The 18,227-nt window shown below is 70.3% G+C and carries 18 protein-coding genes; 8 read left to right on the forward strand and 10 right to left on the reverse strand.

Features of this window, described 5'->3' with window-relative positions; translation table 11 throughout:
* Nucleotides 1-582 precede the first annotated feature (582 nt).
* Together HLK59_RS10960 and HLK59_RS10965 are read right to left on the reverse strand one after the other, a co-directional pair.
* Complete coding sequence (locus HLK59_RS10960) at nucleotides 583-1,554, reverse strand: isopenicillin N synthase family oxygenase (protein WP_171141152.1); 972 nt, start codon at nucleotides 1,552-1,554, stop codon at nucleotides 583-585.
* A 79-nt stretch (nucleotides 1,555-1,633) separates the two neighbouring features.
* Entirely contained in the window at nucleotides 1,634-1,792 is a 159-nt protein-coding gene (locus HLK59_RS10965) for an Arc family DNA-binding protein (protein ID WP_171141153.1), read from the reverse strand.
* Nucleotides 1,793-1,821: 29 nt separating this feature from the next.
* Between HLK59_RS10965 and HLK59_RS10970 the strand changes: the two genes are divergently transcribed.
* A complete protein-coding gene (locus HLK59_RS10970) occupies nucleotides 1,822-3,024 on the forward strand; it encodes an RNA-guided endonuclease TnpB family protein (protein ID WP_171141154.1) in 1,203 nt (400 codons plus the stop codon).
* 34 nt (nucleotides 3,025-3,058) lie between these two features.
* Here the strand turns inward: HLK59_RS10970 and HLK59_RS10975 are convergent, their stop codons facing one another.
* Complete coding sequence (locus HLK59_RS10975) at nucleotides 3,059-3,526, reverse strand: nucleoside deaminase (RefSeq protein WP_171141155.1); 468 nt, start codon at nucleotides 3,524-3,526, stop codon at nucleotides 3,059-3,061.
* Between the two features lie 100 nt (nucleotides 3,527-3,626).
* On the opposite strand from HLK59_RS10975, the gene HLK59_RS10980 reads away from it, so the two are divergent.
* Nucleotides 3,627-4,940: a PucR family transcriptional regulator gene (locus tag HLK59_RS10980; RefSeq protein ID WP_171141156.1), complete on the forward strand. Its 1,314-nt coding sequence runs from the start codon at nucleotides 3,627-3,629 to the stop codon at nucleotides 4,938-4,940.
* On the opposite strand, the gene HLK59_RS10985 is transcribed toward HLK59_RS10980, so the two are convergent.
* The 3 genes from HLK59_RS10985 to HLK59_RS10995 all read right to left on the reverse strand — a co-directional run bounded on the left by HLK59_RS10985 (nucleotide 4,937) and on the right by HLK59_RS10995 (nucleotide 8,072).
* Nucleotides 4,937-5,851, reverse strand: a complete 915-nt coding sequence (locus HLK59_RS10985) for a transglutaminase-like domain-containing protein (protein WP_171141157.1) — start codon at nucleotides 5,849-5,851, stop codon at nucleotides 4,937-4,939. The two genes, HLK59_RS10980 and HLK59_RS10985, sit on opposite strands and share 4 nt — an antisense overlap.
* A 111-nt stretch (nucleotides 5,852-5,962) precedes the next feature.
* On the reverse strand, nucleotides 5,963-7,417 hold the full coding sequence (gene argG / locus HLK59_RS10990) for an argininosuccinate synthase (protein ID WP_171141158.1): 1,455 nt from the start codon (nucleotides 7,415-7,417) through the stop codon (nucleotides 5,963-5,965).
* Nucleotides 7,418-7,475: 58 nt separating this feature from the next.
* Nucleotides 7,476-8,072: a TetR/AcrR family transcriptional regulator gene (locus HLK59_RS10995; protein WP_171141159.1), complete on the reverse strand. Its 597-nt coding sequence runs from the start codon at nucleotides 8,070-8,072 to the stop codon at nucleotides 7,476-7,478.
* 176 nt (nucleotides 8,073-8,248) lie between these two features.
* On the opposite strand from HLK59_RS10995, the gene HLK59_RS11000 reads away from it, so the two are divergent.
* Complete coding sequence (locus tag HLK59_RS11000) at nucleotides 8,249-9,991, forward strand: protein kinase (RefSeq protein ID WP_171141160.1); 1,743 nt, start codon at nucleotides 8,249-8,251, stop codon at nucleotides 9,989-9,991.
* On the opposite strand, the gene HLK59_RS11005 is transcribed toward HLK59_RS11000, so the two are convergent.
* Nucleotides 9,988-10,962, reverse strand: coding sequence for a zinc-binding dehydrogenase (locus HLK59_RS11005; RefSeq protein ID WP_171141161.1), 975 nt, complete (start codon nucleotides 10,960-10,962; stop codon nucleotides 9,988-9,990). The genes HLK59_RS11000 and HLK59_RS11005 overlap by 4 nt on opposite strands.
* A gap of 95 nt (nucleotides 10,963-11,057) precedes the next feature.
* On the opposite strand from HLK59_RS11005, the gene HLK59_RS11010 reads away from it, so the two are divergent.
* On the forward strand, nucleotides 11,058-11,384 hold the full coding sequence (locus HLK59_RS11010) for a helix-turn-helix transcriptional regulator (protein WP_171141162.1): 327 nt from the start codon (nucleotides 11,058-11,060) through the stop codon (nucleotides 11,382-11,384).
* Nucleotides 11,385-11,425: 41 nt separating this feature from the next.
* Nucleotides 11,426-12,061 carry a hypothetical protein gene (locus HLK59_RS11015; RefSeq protein ID WP_171141163.1) on the forward strand — a complete coding sequence of 212 codons (636 nt, stop codon included), beginning with the start codon at nucleotides 11,426-11,428 and terminating at the stop codon, nucleotides 12,059-12,061.
* On the opposite strand, the gene HLK59_RS11020 is transcribed toward HLK59_RS11015, so the two are convergent.
* Nucleotides 12,043-13,443 carry a cytosine permease gene (locus HLK59_RS11020; RefSeq protein WP_171141164.1) on the reverse strand — a complete coding sequence of 467 codons (1,401 nt, stop codon included), beginning with the start codon at nucleotides 13,441-13,443 and terminating at the stop codon, nucleotides 12,043-12,045. The genes HLK59_RS11015 and HLK59_RS11020 overlap by 19 nt on opposite strands.
* Before the next feature lie 168 nt (nucleotides 13,444-13,611).
* Here HLK59_RS11020 and HLK59_RS11025 point away from each other — a divergent pair, with 168 nt between their 5' ends.
* Nucleotides 13,612-14,574 (forward strand): DMT family transporter, encoded by a 963-nt coding sequence (locus HLK59_RS11025; RefSeq protein ID WP_171141165.1) that lies wholly within the window; start codon nucleotides 13,612-13,614, stop codon nucleotides 14,572-14,574.
* Here the strand turns inward: HLK59_RS11025 and HLK59_RS11030 are convergent.
* Nucleotides 14,519-15,421 carry a LysR family transcriptional regulator gene (locus tag HLK59_RS11030; protein ID WP_171141166.1) on the reverse strand — a complete coding sequence of 301 codons (903 nt, stop codon included), beginning with the start codon at nucleotides 15,419-15,421 and terminating at the stop codon, nucleotides 14,519-14,521. The genes HLK59_RS11025 and HLK59_RS11030 overlap by 56 nt on opposite strands.
* Complete coding sequence (locus tag HLK59_RS11035) at nucleotides 15,421-15,759, reverse strand: PLD nuclease N-terminal domain-containing protein (protein ID WP_171141167.1); 339 nt, start codon at nucleotides 15,757-15,759, stop codon at nucleotides 15,421-15,423. Before HLK59_RS11035 ends, HLK59_RS11030 begins: the two co-directional genes overlap by 1 nt.
* Before the next feature lie 87 nt (nucleotides 15,760-15,846).
* Between HLK59_RS11035 and HLK59_RS11040 the strand changes: the two genes are divergently transcribed.
* Together HLK59_RS11040 and mqnP are read left to right on the forward strand one after the other, a co-directional pair.
* The gene (locus HLK59_RS11040; protein WP_171141168.1) at nucleotides 15,847-17,304 is read left to right on the forward strand and encodes a menaquinone biosynthesis decarboxylase; all 1,458 of its coding nucleotides are present in this window, start codon (nucleotides 15,847-15,849) and stop codon (nucleotides 17,302-17,304) included.
* Nucleotides 17,301-18,203: a menaquinone biosynthesis prenyltransferase MqnP gene (mqnP, locus tag HLK59_RS11045; protein ID WP_171141169.1), complete on the forward strand. Its 903-nt coding sequence runs from the start codon at nucleotides 17,301-17,303 to the stop codon at nucleotides 18,201-18,203. Before HLK59_RS11040 ends, mqnP begins: the two co-directional genes overlap by 4 nt.
* The last annotated feature ends 24 nt before the right edge of the window (nucleotides 18,204-18,227 follow it).

An 18,227-nucleotide genomic window follows, 5' to 3' on the forward strand; every position in this document is an offset into this window, starting at 1 on the left:
TTCTGCTGTACGCCCCGGGCTGCTCCTCGTCGGCGAGGCTGCCCCGCACGGCCGCCGCGATGTCCTCCAGCAGTGGCGAGGCGGCCGCGCCGCCCGTCGCGCCCAGGTAGGCCACGAGTTCGCCGGCGATGGCCGGGCCGTGCGCGGAGACGTCGATCTCCTCGACGACACCGAGGTCGATGAGGGCGGTGCGCAGTTCCAGCCCCGCGGCGTCCGGCGGGGTCTCGCTCCGCAGGACGTACAGCTTGTCGTAGAGCAGCAACGCGTCGCAGAGGGCAGAGAGATCGGCGAGGCGTTCGGCGTTCGTCACCGGCGCCCGGCGCTGCCGTATCACGAACTGCGAGGTCAGCAGCGGGTCGAGCCCGTTGTCGGCCAGGTAGGCCACGAAGCCGCCGCCTCGGGGAACGTTCTGCAGCAGACGGGCGGCGTCGGCGATCATGGTCTGATCGACGAGGACCGCTCCTGATGGTTCCTCAGGAGCCAAGGACATCTCCTCCGTTCACCAGGCAAGTGTCCGGGCCGCCGCTCGGGTGTGTCCACCGGAACGGCGACTTACGTACAGCCCGGCGGCTGTCAGGGAGGTCAGTCGACCGTGATCGAGTCCAGCTTCTCCCTCAGATACACATGCGAGTCGACCGGCTCGTACGCCACCCGCCCCACCGGCTCGGGCACCGACTCCACCAGCGTCCCGGGCGTGCACTCGCCGAAGTAGACGAGGGACATCAGCTCCTCGGCGGGGGCGTCGGCCGGGGGCGGGAGCACCCGGTGGCGTCCCGAGCGCCAGCGGTCGCCGGTCCAACGGGCCATCAGGTCGCCGATGTTGATGGTGAAGGCGGCCGGGTCGAAGGGCGCGTCCTCCCAGCCGCCCTCGTCCGTCCAGACCTGGAGCCCGCCCTTGCCGGCCTGCCGGTCGAGGATCGTCACCGTGCCGAAGTCGGTGTGCGGGCCGATGCGGAACTGGCCGGGCTGGGGTTCGCCGATGACCTCGGTGCCGGGGTACCAGTTGATGTTGAAGCCGTACGTGGGGTGGTCCATGTGCCGGGAGAAGAAGTCGTGTTCGAGCCCGAGGGCCACCCCGAGCAGGTCCAGGAGCTGGTTCTCCAGCTCACCCATCCGTGCCAGGTACTCCGCGCACAGGGTCCGGAGTTCCGGCACCTCCGCCGGCCACACGTTGGGCGCGTACCACTCCGCGTTGGTCGCCGGGTCCTCGAAGGGCTCGTGCGTCGCGAAGGTCAGTGACTCCTTCAGGTCCGGCGGGGTCTCCGTGCCCTCCGAGTAGCCGTTGGCCTCCGCCCCCGGACCGAGCCACCCCCGCCCGCCGACCTTCGCGGTGTAGGGCTCCTTGACGTCGACGGGCATCCGGAAGAAGGTCCGCGCGGCCTCCCGGATGGCGGCACGCAGCCCCGGGTCCACACCGTGCCCGGTGACCAGCAGGAACCCGGCGGTCTGGAGGGCCTCGTCGACGGTACGGGCGATGGCGGCCCGGGTGTCCGTGTCACCGTCCACCCAGGGCCTCAGGTCGATCGTGGGAATGCGGGGGGCTGGGGTGGTCACAGAGAACCTCCAGGGTGTCCCGGCGCTGGGCCGGGGAGGGGGAGTGCCTGCGGAGCAGGGCAGGGAAAGGAATTCGCCGTCAGGTGGGTTCGCCGTTTGCCTCAGCAGCGGGGCGGCCGTTCTCCAGGCGGTACACGACTTCGGAGTTGAGGGACCTGCGGGCGGACTTTGCCTCGCGGACCAGCCACGCGTGGAGGCCGGCGGGGAGTCTGAGGGTGATGCGTACTTCTTGATCCATGTCACGCATCGTAGTGGTAAAGTGGTGTCATGAAGACACCATGCGGAGGAGTGGCAGCCGGGCACGCCCGGTACACCTACCGCCTGCGCGTGTCGTCCATCGCCCAGACTGCGTTACTGGCGGAGTGGGACCGGTGCCGATGGATTTGGAACGAGTGTGTGGCCCGGTCGAAGAGGGCTTATGCCGGGAGAGAAGCGTGCGGGCCGGCGCGTCTGGACAAAATGCTGACGGAGGCGCGAACCTCGACGCGGTGGCTGGCCGAGGGCTCCTCCGTTCCGCAGCAGCAGATCATCCGAGACTTCGGTAGATCCCGTGCGAAGGCCCTCAAGGACATCAAAGACCGGCTGCCCATCGGGCAGCGGGCCGGAATGCCGAAGCACAAGAGGAAGCGCGAGGCACTGCCGACGCTGAACTACACACAGCGTGGCTTTCGGCTGAAAGACGGCCGACTGCATCTCGCAGGCGGGATCGTGCTGACGGTGGTGTGGTCGCGGGCCCTCTCCGCCAAACCGTCCAGTGTGCGTGTGTACCGCGACAGCATCGGCCACTGGTATGCATCGTTCGTCGTCCCCGCTGAGGTCCGGCCGCTCTCCGGCACCGGTGCCGCGATCGGTGTCGACTGGGGGGTCAAGGACACCGCGACCACCACCAGCGATGCGCACGACCTTCCGCACGCCGAATACGGTCGGAAGGCCAGCGCGAGGATCACCAAGTACGACCGGATGATGGCCCGCCGCAAGCCCCCCAAGGGGCAAGCAGCTTCGAAGGGTTACCGCGAGGCCAAGAAGCAGTGCGCGAAGGCGCATCAGAAGATCGGTCGTCAGCGGCAGGACACCGGCCGTAAGTGGGCCAAGAAAGTGGTCCGCGATCATGACGCGATCGCGGTGGAGGACTTCAAGCCGAAGTTCCTCGCCAAGAGTTCGATGGCGCGCAAGGCGGCGGACGCGGCGATCGGCGCCACGAAGAAAGCCCTGTTGGAGATGGGCCGCAAACACGGGCGGGACGTACGCCTGGTGCAACCCGCATATACCACGATGGACTGCGGCAGGTGCGGAGCGAGAGCCAAGCACGCCCTGCCGCTGTCGGAACGCACCTACACCTGCACCGCATGCGGGCTCGTGTCCCCCCGGGACAAGAACTCCGCGCGCGTGATGCTTGTCCGGGCTGGTCTGGCCCCGGCTGGTGTCGAGGGCGTAAGACCTCGTGGAGCGCCGCTCCACGAGGCTGCCTGAGCCAGGAATCACCTCCCTACGGGGAGGCGAGCAGTCAACGATGTCCTCGTTCCACACCACTGCCGATGTCCTCATTCCACAGTGCCGGGTTGTGCTTGATGAAGTCGCGCATCAGGTCGACGCACTCGGGGTCGTCCAGGAGGACGATCTCCACGTCGTGTTCGGCGAGCCAGTCGTGGCCGCCGTGGAAGGTGGTCGCCTCGCCGATCACCACCCGGGAGATGCCGAACTGCCGGACCAGGCCGGAGCAGTACCAGCAGGGCGAGAGGGTCGTCACCATCGTCGTACCGCGATACGACCGCTGCCGCCCCGCCGCCCGGAACGCCGCCGTCTCCGCGTGCATGGAGGGGTCGTCGTCCTGGACGCGCCGGTTGTGGCCGCGGCCCAGCAGGGTGGTGCCGTCGGCCGCGTAGAGCGCGGCGCCGATCGGGATGCCGCCCTCGGCGAGACCGGCGCGGGCCTCCGCGACGGCGGTGGCGAGCCACGTACGGAAAAGGTCCATGGGTCCACTCTCCTGTGGCCGAAACACGAGGGCAACGTGCGGAAAGTACTCTCCCCGCAGCCCGCAGCCGGACGAACTGTCAGCGCCCTGGAGGTTCCCCGTGCCCGCCCTCACCCTCCGTGAAGTCCTCACCCTCGACCCCGTCCGCGCCACCGAGCCCGAGCTGCTGGCCGGGGAGGGCGCCCTGGACCGCCCTGTCCGCTGGGTGCACTCCAGTGAGGTCTACGAGGGCGCCAACTTCCTCGACGGCGGCGAACTGCTCCTCACCAACGGTTTCGGCCTCACCGACCCCGATGAGGAGGTCCGCCGCCGGTACGTCCGGGAGCTGGCGGCGCGGGGTGCGGCCGGGCTCGCGGTGGAGGTGGGGAGGTCGTTGCCCGCCATGCCCGCCGAGGTCGTCGACGAGGCCCGCCGCCTGGAGCTGCCGCTGCTGGCCATGCACCGGGTCGTGCCCTTCGTACGGATCACGGAGGCCGCCAATCGGGCGATCGTGGCACGGGGGCTGTCCGGGCGGTCGGTCGTACGGCCCTGGGGCGACGACCACACGGCGGCCCTGCTGGCCGACCTCGCCGACCGGGCGGCACTGAACCAGCCCGAGGTGGAGGCGCGGGCGGCGCTCGCGGGGTTCCATCCGGGGCCGGGGGCGCGGCTGATCGGGGTGTCGGTGCACGGGACGCGGGAGACGGGGGTGGTGGACCGGGCGGTACGGGTGCTGGGCGGGGCGAGTGTCCTGCGGGCGGCGTTTCCGGGGGACGTGCTGGCGCTGCTGGCGTTGCCCGGAACCCGCTCCGGTGACCCCATACGTGGGGTCCAGGACGCCTTCCGCTCCGCCGCGCGACCCGGTCTGACCGTGGCCGTCGGGCATGCCGTGGCCGTCGGGAGCGGCTGGCTTCGGTGGAGCGATACGTTGCGGGCGGCCCGTACGAGCCTGGAGCTGGCGCTGACCGTCCCGGCCGCCGAACCCGGGGCGCCCGAGGGGTCGTTGGTGACGTCGTCCCGGGCCCTCGCGCTGGAGCGGGAGCTGACCCGGGGCGGCATCGACGCGAACCGTGACCGGCTGGTGCGGTTGGTGCAGCATGCGTTGGGGCCACTGTTGGAGTGGGAGGCCGCCCACGCGAGTGATCTTGTGCGGACGTTGGAGGTTCATTTGCGGAACGGGTGCTCGCCCACTCGGACGGCCGCTCTTCTGCATATCGGGCGTCAGTCGCTTTATCAGCGGTTGGAGCGGATCGAGTCTCTGTTGGGGCTGGAGATCGGGGATCCGGATTTGTTGGGGGAGTTGCTGGCGGCGGCCTGTGCGCATCGGGTTGTGAGGGGGCGGGCTACTGGGGCGGGTGGCGTAGGCAGTCGGCCGGCTGCTGCGCCGTCGTGGCCGGTCGCGCAGTTCCCCGCGCCCCTGGGTTGGTTGGCCTAGCGCAGGGTTGTCACGCTCGGGCCGTTGTAGGGGGCGTAGCAGGTCACCGTCTGCGGGGTGCGCAGGACGTTGTTGTCGGCGAACAGCTGCCGTGCCGTCTCGAAGGAGATCTCGTCCGCGACGACCAGGGCTACCTCGTCGTAGAACTCACGCGACCGCTCCGGCAGCGGCGTACCCGGTTCGCCCTCGTCCTCTCCCCATACGTCCCACAGCAGCGTCTCCACCTTGTTGAGGGCGGCCAGGTCGAGGCGGATGTTGCCGGCGACGAAGCGTTCGCCCCAGAACGGTCCCTCCTCCGGGCGGTGGAGGCCGAAGGTCCGCTCGTCGGCGCCGTCCTCGCGGATCGCCCGCCATGCCGCGCCCGCGACGAGGAAGCGGTCGCGCGGGACGTCCATGGGGTCGAAGTCCACGTCCCACGCGGGGTGCAGGGCGGGGTCGGTCAGCTGGGCGTCCGCGAGCAGCCAGCCCCGCTTCTCGTCCCAGTACTCGGTGACCACGTGGTCACCGTGGAAGCCGGTGGTGCCGAAGTAGTCGGTGAAGCCGGACCGCAGACGGGCCGGGATGCCCACGTGGCGCAGGAACGAGCAGTGCAGCAGGGTGAAGTCCCGGCAGACGCCGACGAATCGGTCGGCGGGCTCGCGTCGTTCGGTGAGAGGGGCGGGGCTGCGGTCGACGACTATGCGCAGGATGTCGTCGACGTAGCGGGACTCGGCGTCGTTGTGGAGGCGGTCCGTCGGGTGGGTGTGGCCGAAGAGGTCGCCCTCGACCCGGTGGATGAGCAAGTCCCTTGAGATGCGCGCGAGTTCGGTCGGGTCGTGCGGCAGGTCGGCGTAGGCGTCGGCGAGTTCACCGGGGTCGGAGAACGTGCTCTGGGCGGCGTAGAAGGCTAGGGCTTCCTTGGTCTCGGGCATAGCCCGACGGTGTCAAAATTCGGCACAAAATGTCCAGACGTCCCGACAGGAAAAGATGCAGGGAGAGGCCGGTCGGGCGTCCCGACCGGCCTCTCCCTTGTGCCCGTGTTCCTAGTCCGTGCCCAGCTCCATCGCCGCCCGGTCCAGCAGGGCGTCCTCCTCGGAGACCTCGCCGCGCGAAGCGATGACCTCCGCGCCGCCCTCCGGGAGCTCCGGCATCGTGCCGATCAGGCCGGTCGCCGCCGCCTGGGAGGCGCCGATGGTGGGGCTGCCGGTGCCGATGAGGCCGAGGCCGGCGTACTGCTCCAGCTTGGCGCGGGAGTCGGCGATGTCGAGGTTGCGCATGGTCAGCTGGCCGATGCGGTCGACGGGACCGAAGGCCGAGTCCTCGGTGCGCTCCATGGAGAGCTTGTCCGGGTGGTACGAGAACGCGGGGCCGGTCGTGTCGAGGATCGAGTAGTCCTCGCCCCGCCGGAGGCGCAGGGTGACCTCACCCGTCACCGCCGCGCCGACCCAGCGCTGGAGCGACTCGCGGATCATCAGCGCCTGCGGGTCCAGCCAGCGGCCCTCGTACATGAGACGGCCCAGGCGCCGGCCCTCGTTGTGGTACTGGGCGAGGGTGTCCTCGTTGTGGATGGCGTTGACGAGACGCTCGTACGCGGCGTGCAGGAGGGCCATGCCCGGCGCCTCGTAGATGCCGCGGCTCTTGGCCTCGATGATCCGGTTCTCGATCTGGTCGGACATGCCCAGGCCGTGGCGGCCGCCGATGGCGTTGGCCTCCAGGACCAGGTCCACGGGGGAGGCGAACTCCTTGCCGTTGATCGTGACCGGACGGCCCTGCTCGAAGCCGATCGTCACGTCCTCGGTGGCGATCTCGACCGACGGGTCCCAGAACTTGACGCCCATGATCGGCTCGACGGTCTCCAGACCGGTGTCCAGGTGCTCCAGGGTCTTCGCCTCGTGCGTGGCGCCCCAGATGTTGGCGTCGGTGGAGTACGCCTTCTCCGTGGAGTCCCGGTAGGGCAGCTGGTGGGCGACCAGCCACTCCGACATCTCCTTGCGGCCGCCGAGCTCGGTCACGAACGCCGCGTCCAGCCAGGGCTTGTAGATCCGCAGGTGCGGGTTGGCGAGGAGGCCGTAGCGGTAGAACCGCTCGATGTCGTTGCCCTTGTACGTCGAGCCGTCGCCCCAGATCTGGACGTCGTCCTCCAGCATCGCCCGGACCAGGAGCGTGCCGGTGACGGCACGGCCCAGCGGGGTGGTGTTGAAGTACGCCCGGCCGCCGGAGCGGATGTGGAACGCGCCGCAGGTGAGCGCGGCCAGGCCCTCCTCGACCAGCGCGGCGCGGCAGTCGACCAGGCGCGCGAGCTCGGCGCCGTAGGCCTTGGCGCGGCCGGGCACCGAGGCGATGTCGGGTTCGTCGTACTGGCCGATGTCGGCCGTGTACGTGCACGGGACGGCGCCCTTGTCACGCATCCACGCGACCGCGACAGAGGTGTCGAGGCCGCCCGAGAAGGCGATGCCGACGCGCTCGCCGGCGGGCAGGGAGGTGAGGACCTTGGACATAGGAAGATTATGCATCGCGACGCATGGTCATGCAAACCCCGATGGTGAGTGGCGCCCGTCACTCTCCTGCCACGGATCTCCAGATCCGCTCGGGCAGGATCCGGGTGGCCTCGTCGAGGTCCACGTCGTCGATGCCGGACAGCCAGCGCCGGGCCACGCCGATCACCGGCCCCATCACCAGCGACTCGATCAGCCCCGCAGGGAGCGGTGCCAGCTCACCCGACCCGATGTGCGCCTGGATCCACGCGGCCATCGGCGACAGTCGCGCCTCCTGCGCGTCGCGGACCGCCTGGCCGCCCGCCATGCCCCGGCGGTCGGCCATGGGGGAGTGCAGCAGGAGGGCCGCGTCGCGGTGTTCCTGGACGAATCCGAGGTACGTCTCCACGATCGCGCGGATGCCCGTGCGGGCGGTACGGGTCGCCTGCACCGCCGTCACCAGCTCGCCCAGCATGCGGCCCAGCCACCGGTTCATCAGCGCGTCGGTCAGCCCGCTCAGGCTGCCGAAGTGGTGGTAGAGGCTGCCGAGGCTCACACCGCTGGCCTTGGTGATCGCGTTGACGGTCAGGCCCTGCTCGCCCGTCTCCGTGTACACGCGCAGCGCGGCGTCGAGAAGCAGCTCGACCGTGGCCTCGCCGCGTTGTTGCTTGGGGCTCATCGGCGCCAGCGTAGAGCAGCTGTCATTCTAGAGTGAATTTCTAGAAAACTCCTCCAATTTTTCGCCCGACTGGTCCAGACTGATCGCTGCCGGACGTGCGCGTCCGCCCGTATCCGGGGGGAACGGGCGGGCCGCCGCCGGTCTCACGGGGACGCGAACGGGGAAACGGGGCAGGCGTGTCAGAGCTGGCCGGGAGCGGTGCCGAGCCGCTGGGCGAGGACGATCCGCGGTACGTCGGACCCATACCGCTCATCGGGCGGCTCGGATCCGGCGGCATGGGACGGGTCTATCTCGGGGTCCACGAGGGGCGCTTCGCGGCGGTCAAGCAGGTCCTGCCGTCCATCGTCGGCGAGGACCAGAAGTTCCTGCGCCGCTTCGGACAGGAGCTGGACAACCTCGCGGCACTGCCCGCCGGTGCCACCACACCCCTGCTCGCCAGCGACCCCGCCGCCCGGCCCCCGTGGTTCGCCACCGCCTACGTCCCCGGCCTCACCCTGGGCGACGCCCTCGACGCGCACGGCGGTCCGCTGCCCGCCGACGCCCTGTGGCTGCTGCTGCGGGAGGCGGCGAAGGGCCTGGCGGCCGTGCACGCGCTGGACATGGTGCACCGGGACCTCAAGCCGTCCAACGTCATGCTGACCCTCGACGGTCTCACCCTCATCGACTTCGGCGTGGCCCGCGCGGCCGAGCAGAGCCAGCTCACCAGCACCGGCCTCGTCGTCGGCACCCCCGCCTACATGTCACCCGAACAGGCCTCGGGCACACGGCGGTTGACCGGCGCCGTCGACATCTTCGCGCTCGGCTCGGTCGTCGCGTACGCGGCATGCGGCCGGCCGCCCTTCGGCGAGGAGTCCGGGCACGGGGTGCTCTACCGGATCGTGCACGAGGAGCCGGACCTCGGGCCGCTGCGCGCACTGGACGCCGAACTCGCCGAGGTCGTGGCCCTCTGCCTCGACAAGGACCCCGAGGGGCGGCCTACGGCGGCCGAGCTGATGCGGCAGTTCGAGGCGGCGGACGGGGCGGCGGACGGGTCGGCGAAGGGGTCGGTGGACGGGGCGGCGCGGTGGCCTGCGTCCGTCGCCGGGCGGCTTGCGGAGCGGGCGGCGTTCGCGGAGCGGGTGCCGGGTGCCGACGAACTGCCCCCGCCGGTGCGGACCCCGACCCTGCCCGATGTCCCGCCGGCGCCCGCCCCCACACCGGCTGTCGCGGAGCGCGGTGAACGCCGCCGTCGTACCCGTGTCGCCCTCGCCGTCGTCCCGGTCGTCGTCGTGGTGACCGGCACGACCCTCGCCATCCAGCACGTGCCCTACGGCACCGACCCGCGCGACGAGGCACGGGCCACACCCTCGGTCACGGTCTCGGTCTCGGCGTCCCCCGCTCCGTCCGTCTCCGAGGCGAGCCCTACGGGGAAGCCGTCGCCGTCGCCCGGTAAGTCGAAGAAGCCGGAGAAGGGTAAGGACGCGGCGGGCGGGAGCGGCGGCTCAGGCAGTTCCAGCACAGCGGGTGGTTCGAGCGATTCGGGATCGGGATCGGAGTCGGGGTCGTCCGGATCCGATGACCCGTCGTCCTCGTCCTCATCCTCGTCGTCGTCCTCCTCCGGCACGTCCACCGGCTCCCCGCCGCCCGACCTGACGAGCTACCGGCTCGACTACGTGAACTCCTGCGTCGGAGCATGCGACATGCCGATCAAGGTGAGCTGGACGGCGGTCTCCCGCGCGACCCGCTACGACATCCACTACACCAACAAGGGCAGCAACTTCACCGCGAAGGACGTCGACACCGTCTACTCCACCGGCGGCACCAGCTACACGATCAACGGCCCGTTCTCCGGCGACCAGGTCTGCATCACCGTGCGCGCGGCCAACAAGTACGGCGCGTCCGCCTGGGCGGAGACCTGGTGCGACGAAGTGGCCTACTAGCCGCCGACCTTGAGCAGCAGCTTCCCCGTGCTCGTCCGCGTCCCCATCAGCCGGTGCGCCTCCGCCGCCTGCGCCAGGCCGAACTCGGCGGTCACCGGCAGGGTCACCGTCCCGTCGGCGACCTTCGCGAAGGCCCGCCCGGTGAGCACCCGCAGCTCGTCCGGCGCGGTCCGGGCGAGGGTGAGGATGGAGAAGCCGCCGACGGTCACGCCGTAGGGGAACAGCTCGGGCTGCCCGACGCTCCACGGCTCCGCGCCGCTCGCGTTGCCGAAGGAGACCAGGCGCCCGAAAGCCGCCAGCGAGGCCAGCGAGGCGCGGAAGGTGTCGCCGCCGACCGGGTCGAGGGCTAGGTCGACGCCGCGGCCGCCGGTGGTGTCCCGTACGGCCTTCTCGAAGTCGCCGACGAAGACCTCGTCGTACGTGCCGTGCTCCTTCGCGAACGCGGCCTTCCCCGCGCTCGACACGACCCCGAGGACGGTGGCCCCGGCCGCCTTCGCCAGTCGGCCCGCGACCGTCCCGATGCCGCCGGCGGCACCCTGTACGAGGACGGTCTCGCCGGGCTGGAGGCGGCCCACGGAGTGAATGAGCGCGTACGACGTCGGCAGCACGGTCGGCAGGGTCGCGGCGGTGCGCGGGCCGACGCCGGAGGGGAGCGGGAAGACGGTGGCCGCGTCCGCGACGGCGACCTCGGCGTAGCCGCCGCCGGCGGTCAGTGCGGCGACCTCCTGCCCGACGGCGAGCCCGGTGACGCCCGCGCCGAGGGCCCGCACGCGCCCGGACACTTCGAGACCCGGCCGGAACGGCAGCGACGCCACCCGGTACCCGGTCTCCCGCGCCTTGAGGTCGGCGAAGTTGATCCCGGCGTACGCCACGTCGACGCTCACCTGACCCGGACCGGGCTCGGGGACGTCCACCTCGACGGCCCTGAGGACCTCGGGGCCCCCGTGTTCCTGGATCTCGACCGCGCGCATGGCACACCTCGCCCTGGAGAGTGTTCAACGAAAAGCGAACACTCGCGAGTGTATGGTTTTCATCGAACACTCGGCAAGCGGCACGAGAGGATGCCATGACGAGTCACCGTGCCGCCCCCGAGCACACCCACCCCGACGACGTCCCCGTCCTGACCGCGCTCGCCGCCCTCGCGGACCCCGTACGTGTGCAGCTGGTAAGGGAGTTGGCCGCCTCCGCCGACTGGTCGCGCAGCTGCGGCACCTTCGACGTGCCCGTCGGGAAGGCGGCCAAGAGCCATCACTTCGCGGTCCTGCGCGCGGCCGGGCTCGTGGAGCAGCGCGACGAGGGGCCCAGGCGCGTCAACCGGCTGCGGCGGGAGGAGTTCGACGCCCGTTTCCCGGGGCTGCTGGCGCTGGTTCTGCGCGAGGATGTCGTCTCCTGACCCGTTGTGAACCCTTCGGCCCGTTCCGGCGTCACAGTGGCATGACGACGAACCGCAGGTGGATCGCTGCGGCTGTCGCCACCGCAGGTGTGGTGGTGGGGGCTGCCCTGTACATCGACGAGCTGGAGACCGGGCACACGGACGGCGGTCTGCCGGCCGCCCCGCGGGAAAGCGCCTCCGCCGGGCAGCCGAGCGCTCCGGCCGAGGACCGGTGCGTCGGCACCCGCCCGGCGCCCCCGGACGCCGACCCCGACGAGACCCCGCTGGACCGGACCGTGATCCGCATCGACAAGCTGGCCGCGGGCGAGCACTCAGCCGTCTTCACCGGCCTGGGCGTCGACCAGGACAAGAACGCCGCCGACGTCTGGCGCATCCCCTCCGAGGGCTTCGACACGGCCGCCTGCGACGCCGCCGAGAAGGGGGTGAAGCTGCGTCTCCACGCCGCCGAGGTCAACCGGAAGACCGTCGACGCCCTCGCCGACCGGATCAGTGCGGACATGTACCGCTGGGACGGCACCTTCCAGCTGCGTGAAGTCGGCGTCGACGAGCGGGGGTTCGTACGGGTGGGCGTCGACGACCCGAAGAAGGCCGAACCCCTCGTGAAGAAGGAGTTCGGCCCCCGGTACATCAAGGTGGAGCACGTTCCGCAGGCTCACGCCTACGCCGACGCCGGCTGATCCGCCCTCCGCAGCACCGCGTACAGGCCCGCGCTCACCACGAACCCGACCAGGCACGTGATGTCACCGAACGACGGCCACCTCTCCGGCACCCACCCGACGTATTTCTCCTGGTTGGAGAAGAGCGGCACCGACACCACGATGCCCGTCAACAGGGCCGCGATACCAGGCCAGTTGGTGAAGGAGCGGTCGCTGATCCTGAGCGACAGCACCTCGTCGGGCGTCCGCGCCCGCCGCCACCGCTCGACCAGCACCACCCCGAGCCACGGCCCCACCCAGTACGCGATCACCAGCAGGAACGCCTCGTAGGCGTGGCCCGCGTCCGCCAGCGACGCCCACGCCGCCGCCGTACCGGCGAGACCGCACAGCACGACGATGGCGCTGCGGCCGAGCCACGGCGGGAGCTTCAGACCCAGCGAAGTGATCGACATGGCCGAGGAGTACACGTTCAGGGCGTTCGCGGAGACCGCGCCCAGGATGATCGCCAGCAGCACCAAGTGGCTGAGCCAGCCAGGGAGATGGCCGGTGAAGGCGGCCGTGGGGGTGGCGCCCTCGGGGGCGACGATCGTCGCCGAGGCCGCGCCGATCACCGACACGATCGCGATCGACACGAACAGGCCGACCGCCGGGTACAGGACCGTCCGGAAGCGGTTCGCCGTACGGGGGAGGTAGCGGGAGTAGTCCGAGGCGCCCGGGTTCCAGCCCGCCGCGTACCCCCAGGCCGTGCTGAACGCCAGCAGGAATCCGCCGATGCCGCCGCCCGCGCCGGAGCCGCCCAGGTCGGCCTCCTGGAAGGTCCGGACACCGGCCAGCAGGAAGATCACCGCGAGGGCCGGGAAGGCGTACTTCTCGAAGGCGTGGACGAAGTTGTGGCCGATGAAGCCGATCACGACCTCGGCGGCGACCACGATCAACAGGGAGGGAAGCGGCCGCAGGTCCGTCAGGGTGTTGAGGGCGAAGGCCGCGCTCACGCTGTTCACGGCGAACCAACCGACGCCCGCGACAAGGGCGTTCACACCCGACGGCAGCAGATTCCCCCGGTAGCCGAAGGAGAAGCGGCCGATCGCCATCTGCGGGACACCGAACCGCGGACCGTCCAGCGACAGGATGCCCTGGGTGAGCGCGCCCAGCGCCGTGCCGAGGAGCAGGGCCGCGGTCGCCTGCCAGAAACTCAGGCCGAAGAAGAGGACCGAGATCACGCCGATGTAGACGGTCGCGAACTCGATGTTCGGGGAGGCCCAGGTCCACAGCAACTGGAGCGGGCTGCCGTGGCGCTCGGAGTCCGGGATCGGTTCCGAGCCGGCCGTCTCGACGGCGATGACCTTGTCACCGTATGCGGGGGCGATGGCCGTGGTGGAGGAACCGGCCGGAGCTGTCGTCATGCGTCGTAAGTGTCCGGCCCCGACCGGCCCCGGCCCAGGGGCGCATTGTCCGCTTCGGGAGCCGCACCGGCGTACAACCTGCACGCATCGGCGCCGCCGATGGGGGCATCGGCAGGACGCCCCACTGGCCCGTGGACCAGGGACGACGTCCGCTCGTAGCTTCGGGACATGACACCGCAGAGCAAGGGCACAGGGGCCAAGGGCACCGAGGCCAAGGGCATCGCCCAGCTGACGACCGCGATGGTGCTCTCCGGCACCCTCGGCGTCTTCGTCGTCGAGTCGGGCGCCTCGCCCTTCAACGTCGTCTTCTTCCGCGTCCTGTTCGGCGCCCTCGCCCTCGGCGGCTACATCCTCGCCCGCGGCTGGTTCCGCGAACGCGGCCTCGGCTTCACCCCCCGCACCCTCGGACTCGCCGTCCTGGGAGGGGTGTTCATCGTCTTCAACTGGGTCCTGCTCTTCGAGTCGTACGAGAACACGTCGATCTCCGTGGCGACGGTGGTCTACCACACCCAGCCGTTCTACGTCGTGCTGCTGGGCGCCCTGTTCTTCCGCGAGCGGCTGTCGGCCGCCAAGGCCGGCTGGATCGCGCTCGCCTTCGCGGGACTGATCCTCGTATCGGGCGTGACGCCGGGGGACTTCACCAGCGGTGGGACCTATCTCCTCGGTGTCGGACAGGCGTTGCTCGCCGCCCTCCTCTACGGCCTGTCCACCGTCGTCACCAAGCGGATCACCGGCGTACGACCCCACCTCATCGCCCTGGTCCAGGTCGTCGTCGGCATCCCGCTGCTGCTCCCCTTCGCCGACTTCGGCGCGATGGCCGGCACGGGCGCGGACTGGGGCTGGCTGGTCGGGCTCGGGTTCATCCACACGGGTGTCATGTACGTCCTGATGTACGCCGCCTACGCCCAGCTGCCGCTCTCGAAGATCGCCGTGCTCGCCTTCCTCTACCCGGCCGTCGCGATGGTCATGGACTGGGCGGTGTACGGCCACCACATCGGCCTCGTGCAGGCGCTGGGCGTCCCGCTGATCGTGCTGGCGAGCCTGAAGGTGACGCTGGCCCGCGATCCCCGGGTCGTCACGTCCCGTCGTACGACGTCTGCTCCCGCACCAGCCGCACCGCGGTCTCGATGAACAGTGTCAGATGGCGTGGCCGGCGCTTCCCCGCCCGCCACGCCACCTGCGTGTACAGCTGGAACGGCGGCTCCCACGGCAGCTCGGCCAGCACCCCGGACGCCAGCTCCGCGCCCACCGTCACCCGCGGCAGCAGCGCGATACCGAGACCGCCCGCCACCCCCCGCTTGGTCGCCTCGATCGTGCCGAACTCCATGAACGGCGGCGGGGATCCGGTGCGGTGGACCAGCTCGGACTCGAAGAGGTCGCGGTAGGGACAGCCGGGTTCGGTGCCGACGAGCTGGACCTCGGCGAGGTCCTCCGTCTTCAACGGCCGGTGCGGGAGCGGATGGCCGGGCGCGGCGACCAGGACCAGCGGCTCCGGCGCGAGCACCCTGCTCTCCAGGCCCGCGTGCTCGGTCTCCGGCTCCATCAGGAACCCCACGTCGTAGGTGCCCTGCCGCAGCGCCTTGCGGGTCTCGTCGCCCAGCGTCGTGCGCAGGGAGAGCCGGACCCCCGGATAGCGGTGGTGGAAGAGCTCCAGGAGCGGCGGCAGCCGGTAGGAGGTCAGCGACTCCATCGTGCCGACGGCGAGCGCGCCCGAGGGTTCCTCCGCGTCGACGACCGCCGCGCGGGCCTCCTCGCCCAGCTCGATGATCTGCCGGGCGTACGGCAGGAGCCGCTCACCGGCCTCCGTCAGCCGGATGCGGCTGCCGAGGCGGTCGAAGAGCGGGGTGCCGAGGGAGTCCTCCAGGGCGCGGATCTGGCTGGTCACGCTGGACTGCGCGTAGTTCAGCTCGGCCGCGGCCCGGGTGAAGCTCAGGACGGTCGCGACCTTCTCGAAGGTGACGAGCAGCCGCAGCTCCATCAGCTGTCCTTGGAGCCGTCCTCGTCGCGCTCCTTCTTGTCCTCATTGAGGGACTTCTCCTCATTGAGGGACTTCAGGAACTCCGGGTTGTCGTCCGGGGCGACCCACTGGCCGCGCCCACCGCGCTCGCGCACCCCGGACCAGCCCTCGGCCGCGGGGCTGCGCTTCTTGCCCGCGATCAGCCACGAGATCGAGCCGACGAGCGGGAACAGCAGCACGAGGATGGCCCACAGCGGCTTGGGCATGTGGCGGACGTCCTCCTCCTTCGTGCTGATGCAGTCGATGAACGTGTACACGCTCAACGCCAGGGGGATCAGGAACATCAGCACCCGGAGCATGGGTCCTCTCCAGCGAAACGGTCGACGGGCCGGGGGCACGGCCCCCGGGTTCAGGCCCAGGGTAGCCGCTCGGGGATACTTGACCCCATGGCTTACGACGATCTTCGCTCCCTGCTCAGGGCCCTGGAGCGCGAGGGCGACCTCAAGCGCATCAAGGCCGAGGTGGATCCGTACTTGGAGGTCGGGGAGATCGTCGACCGGGTACAGAAGTCAGGGGGCCCGGCGCTGCTCTTCGAGAACGTGAAGGGCTCCTCGATGCCCCTCGCGATGAACGTCTTCGGGACCGACCGCCGGCTGCTGAAGGCGCTGGGCCTGAAGTCGTACTCCGAGATCTCGGAGAAGATCGGCGGCCTGCTGCGGCCCGAGCTGCCGCACGGCTTCGTGGGCGTGCGGGAGGCCTTCGGGAAGCTCGGCGCGATGACGCACGTGCCGCCGAAGAAGGTGAAGTCCGGCGACGCGCCCGTGCAGGAGGTCGTCCTCACCGGTGACGACGTCGACCTGGACCAGCTCCCCGCCCTCTTCACCTGGCCGCAGGACGGCGGCTCCTTCTTCAACCTGGGCCTGACCCACACCAAGGACCCGGAGTCCGGGATCCGCAACCTCGGTCTGTACCGGCTCCAGCGCCACGACAAGCGCACGATCGGCATGCACTGGCAGATCCACAAGGACAGCCGCAACCACTACCAGGTCGCCGCGCGGCGCGGTGAGCGCCTTCCGGTCGCGATCGCCTTCGGCTGCCCGCCGGCCGTGTCCTACGCCTCCACCGCGCCGCTCCCCGGCGACATCGACGAGTACCTCTTCGCCGGCTTCCTCGCGGGCAAGCGCATCGAGATGGTCGACTGCAAGACGGTGCCGCTCCAGGTGCCGGCGCAGGCGGAGGTCGTGATCGAGGGCTGGCTGGAGCCGGGCGAGATGCTCCCCGAGGGCCCCTTCGGCGACCACACGGGCTTCTACACCCCGCAGGAACCCTTCCCCGCGCTGAAGATCGACTGTGTGACGATGCGGAAGCGGCCGCTGCTCCAGTCGATCGTGGTGGGCAGGCCCCCGACGGAGGACGGCCCGCTGGGCAAGGCGACGGAGCGCTTCTTCCTCCCGCTGCTGAAGATCATCGTCCCCGACATCGTGGACTACCACCTGCCCGAGGCGGGCGGCTTCCACAACTGCGCGATCGTCTCGATCGACAAGAAGTACCCCAAGCACGCCCAGAAGGTGATGCACGCGATCTGGGGCGCCCACATGATGTCCCTGACGAAGCTGATCGTGGTGGTCGACTCCGACTGCGACGTCCACGACCTCCACGAGGTCGCGTGGCGGGCGCTGGGGAACACGGACTACGCCCGTGACCTGAGCGTCGTGGAAGGACCCGTCGACCATCTCGACCACGCCTCCTACCAGCAGTTCTGGGGTGGCAAGGCGGGGATCGACGCGACGAAGAAGTGGCCCGAGGAGGGCTACACCCGTGACGGAGGCTGGCCCGACATGGTGGTGTCCGACCCGGAGACGGCGGCGAAGGTCGACCGACGCTGGAAGGAATACGGACTGTGAGTTCAGCTTCAGCCGCGATCCCGCAACCGGGACGCACCAAGGCGTTCCTGCGTCTGGTGATGATCGAGCACTCGGTCTTCGCGCTCCCTTTCGCGTACATCGCCGCGCTCACCGCGATGTTCCAGATGGACAGGAACATCCACTGGGGCCGGCTGCTGCTCGTGACGGTCTGCATGGTCGGTCTGCGCACCTTCGCGATGGCCGTGAACCGGATCATCGACCGCGAGATCGACGCGCGGAACCCCCGGACGGCGCATCGTGAGCTGGTGACCGGCGCGATGTCGGTGCGCCACGCCTGGACGGGCGCGCTGGTCGCGGTCGTGGTCTTCCTGGGCTCGGCGGCCCTGCTGAACCCGCTGTGCCTGGCGCTGGCGCCGGTCGCCGTCATTCCGATGGTGGTCTACCCCTACGGCAAACGGTTCACGAACTTCCCGCAGGCCATCCTCGGTCTCGCCCAGGCGATGGGCCCGGTCGGCGGCTGGCTGGCGATCACCGGTTCCTGGTCCTGGGACGCGGTCATCCTCGGCCTCGCGGTCGGCATCTGGATCGGCGGCTTCGACCTCATCTACGCCTGCCAGGACGTCGAGACGGACCGCGAGGTCGGCGTCATGTCGGTCCCGGCGCGCTTCGGCATCCCGGCGGCGATCTGGGGCGCGCGGGTCTGCCACGCCCTGACCATGGGCCTGCTGGTCTGGTACGCGGTCGCGACCGACGCGGGCGGGTTCTTCTGGGTGGGCCTGATGATCGTCGCGGGCGCGTTCGTGTACGAGCACAACATCGTCCGCCCGCATGACCTGTCCCGCCTGAACAGGGCGTTCTTCAGCGTCAACGGCTTCATCGGGATCGCCCTGTTCGTGTGTGCGCTGCTGGATCTCTTGGTTCGAGGTCTGACCGTGTAGGTACGGTGCGGCCTACCATCGAGT

The organism is Streptomyces sp. S3(2020), from assembly GCF_013044505.1.
GTDB lineage: Bacteria > Actinomycetota > Actinomycetes > Streptomycetales > Streptomycetaceae > Streptomyces.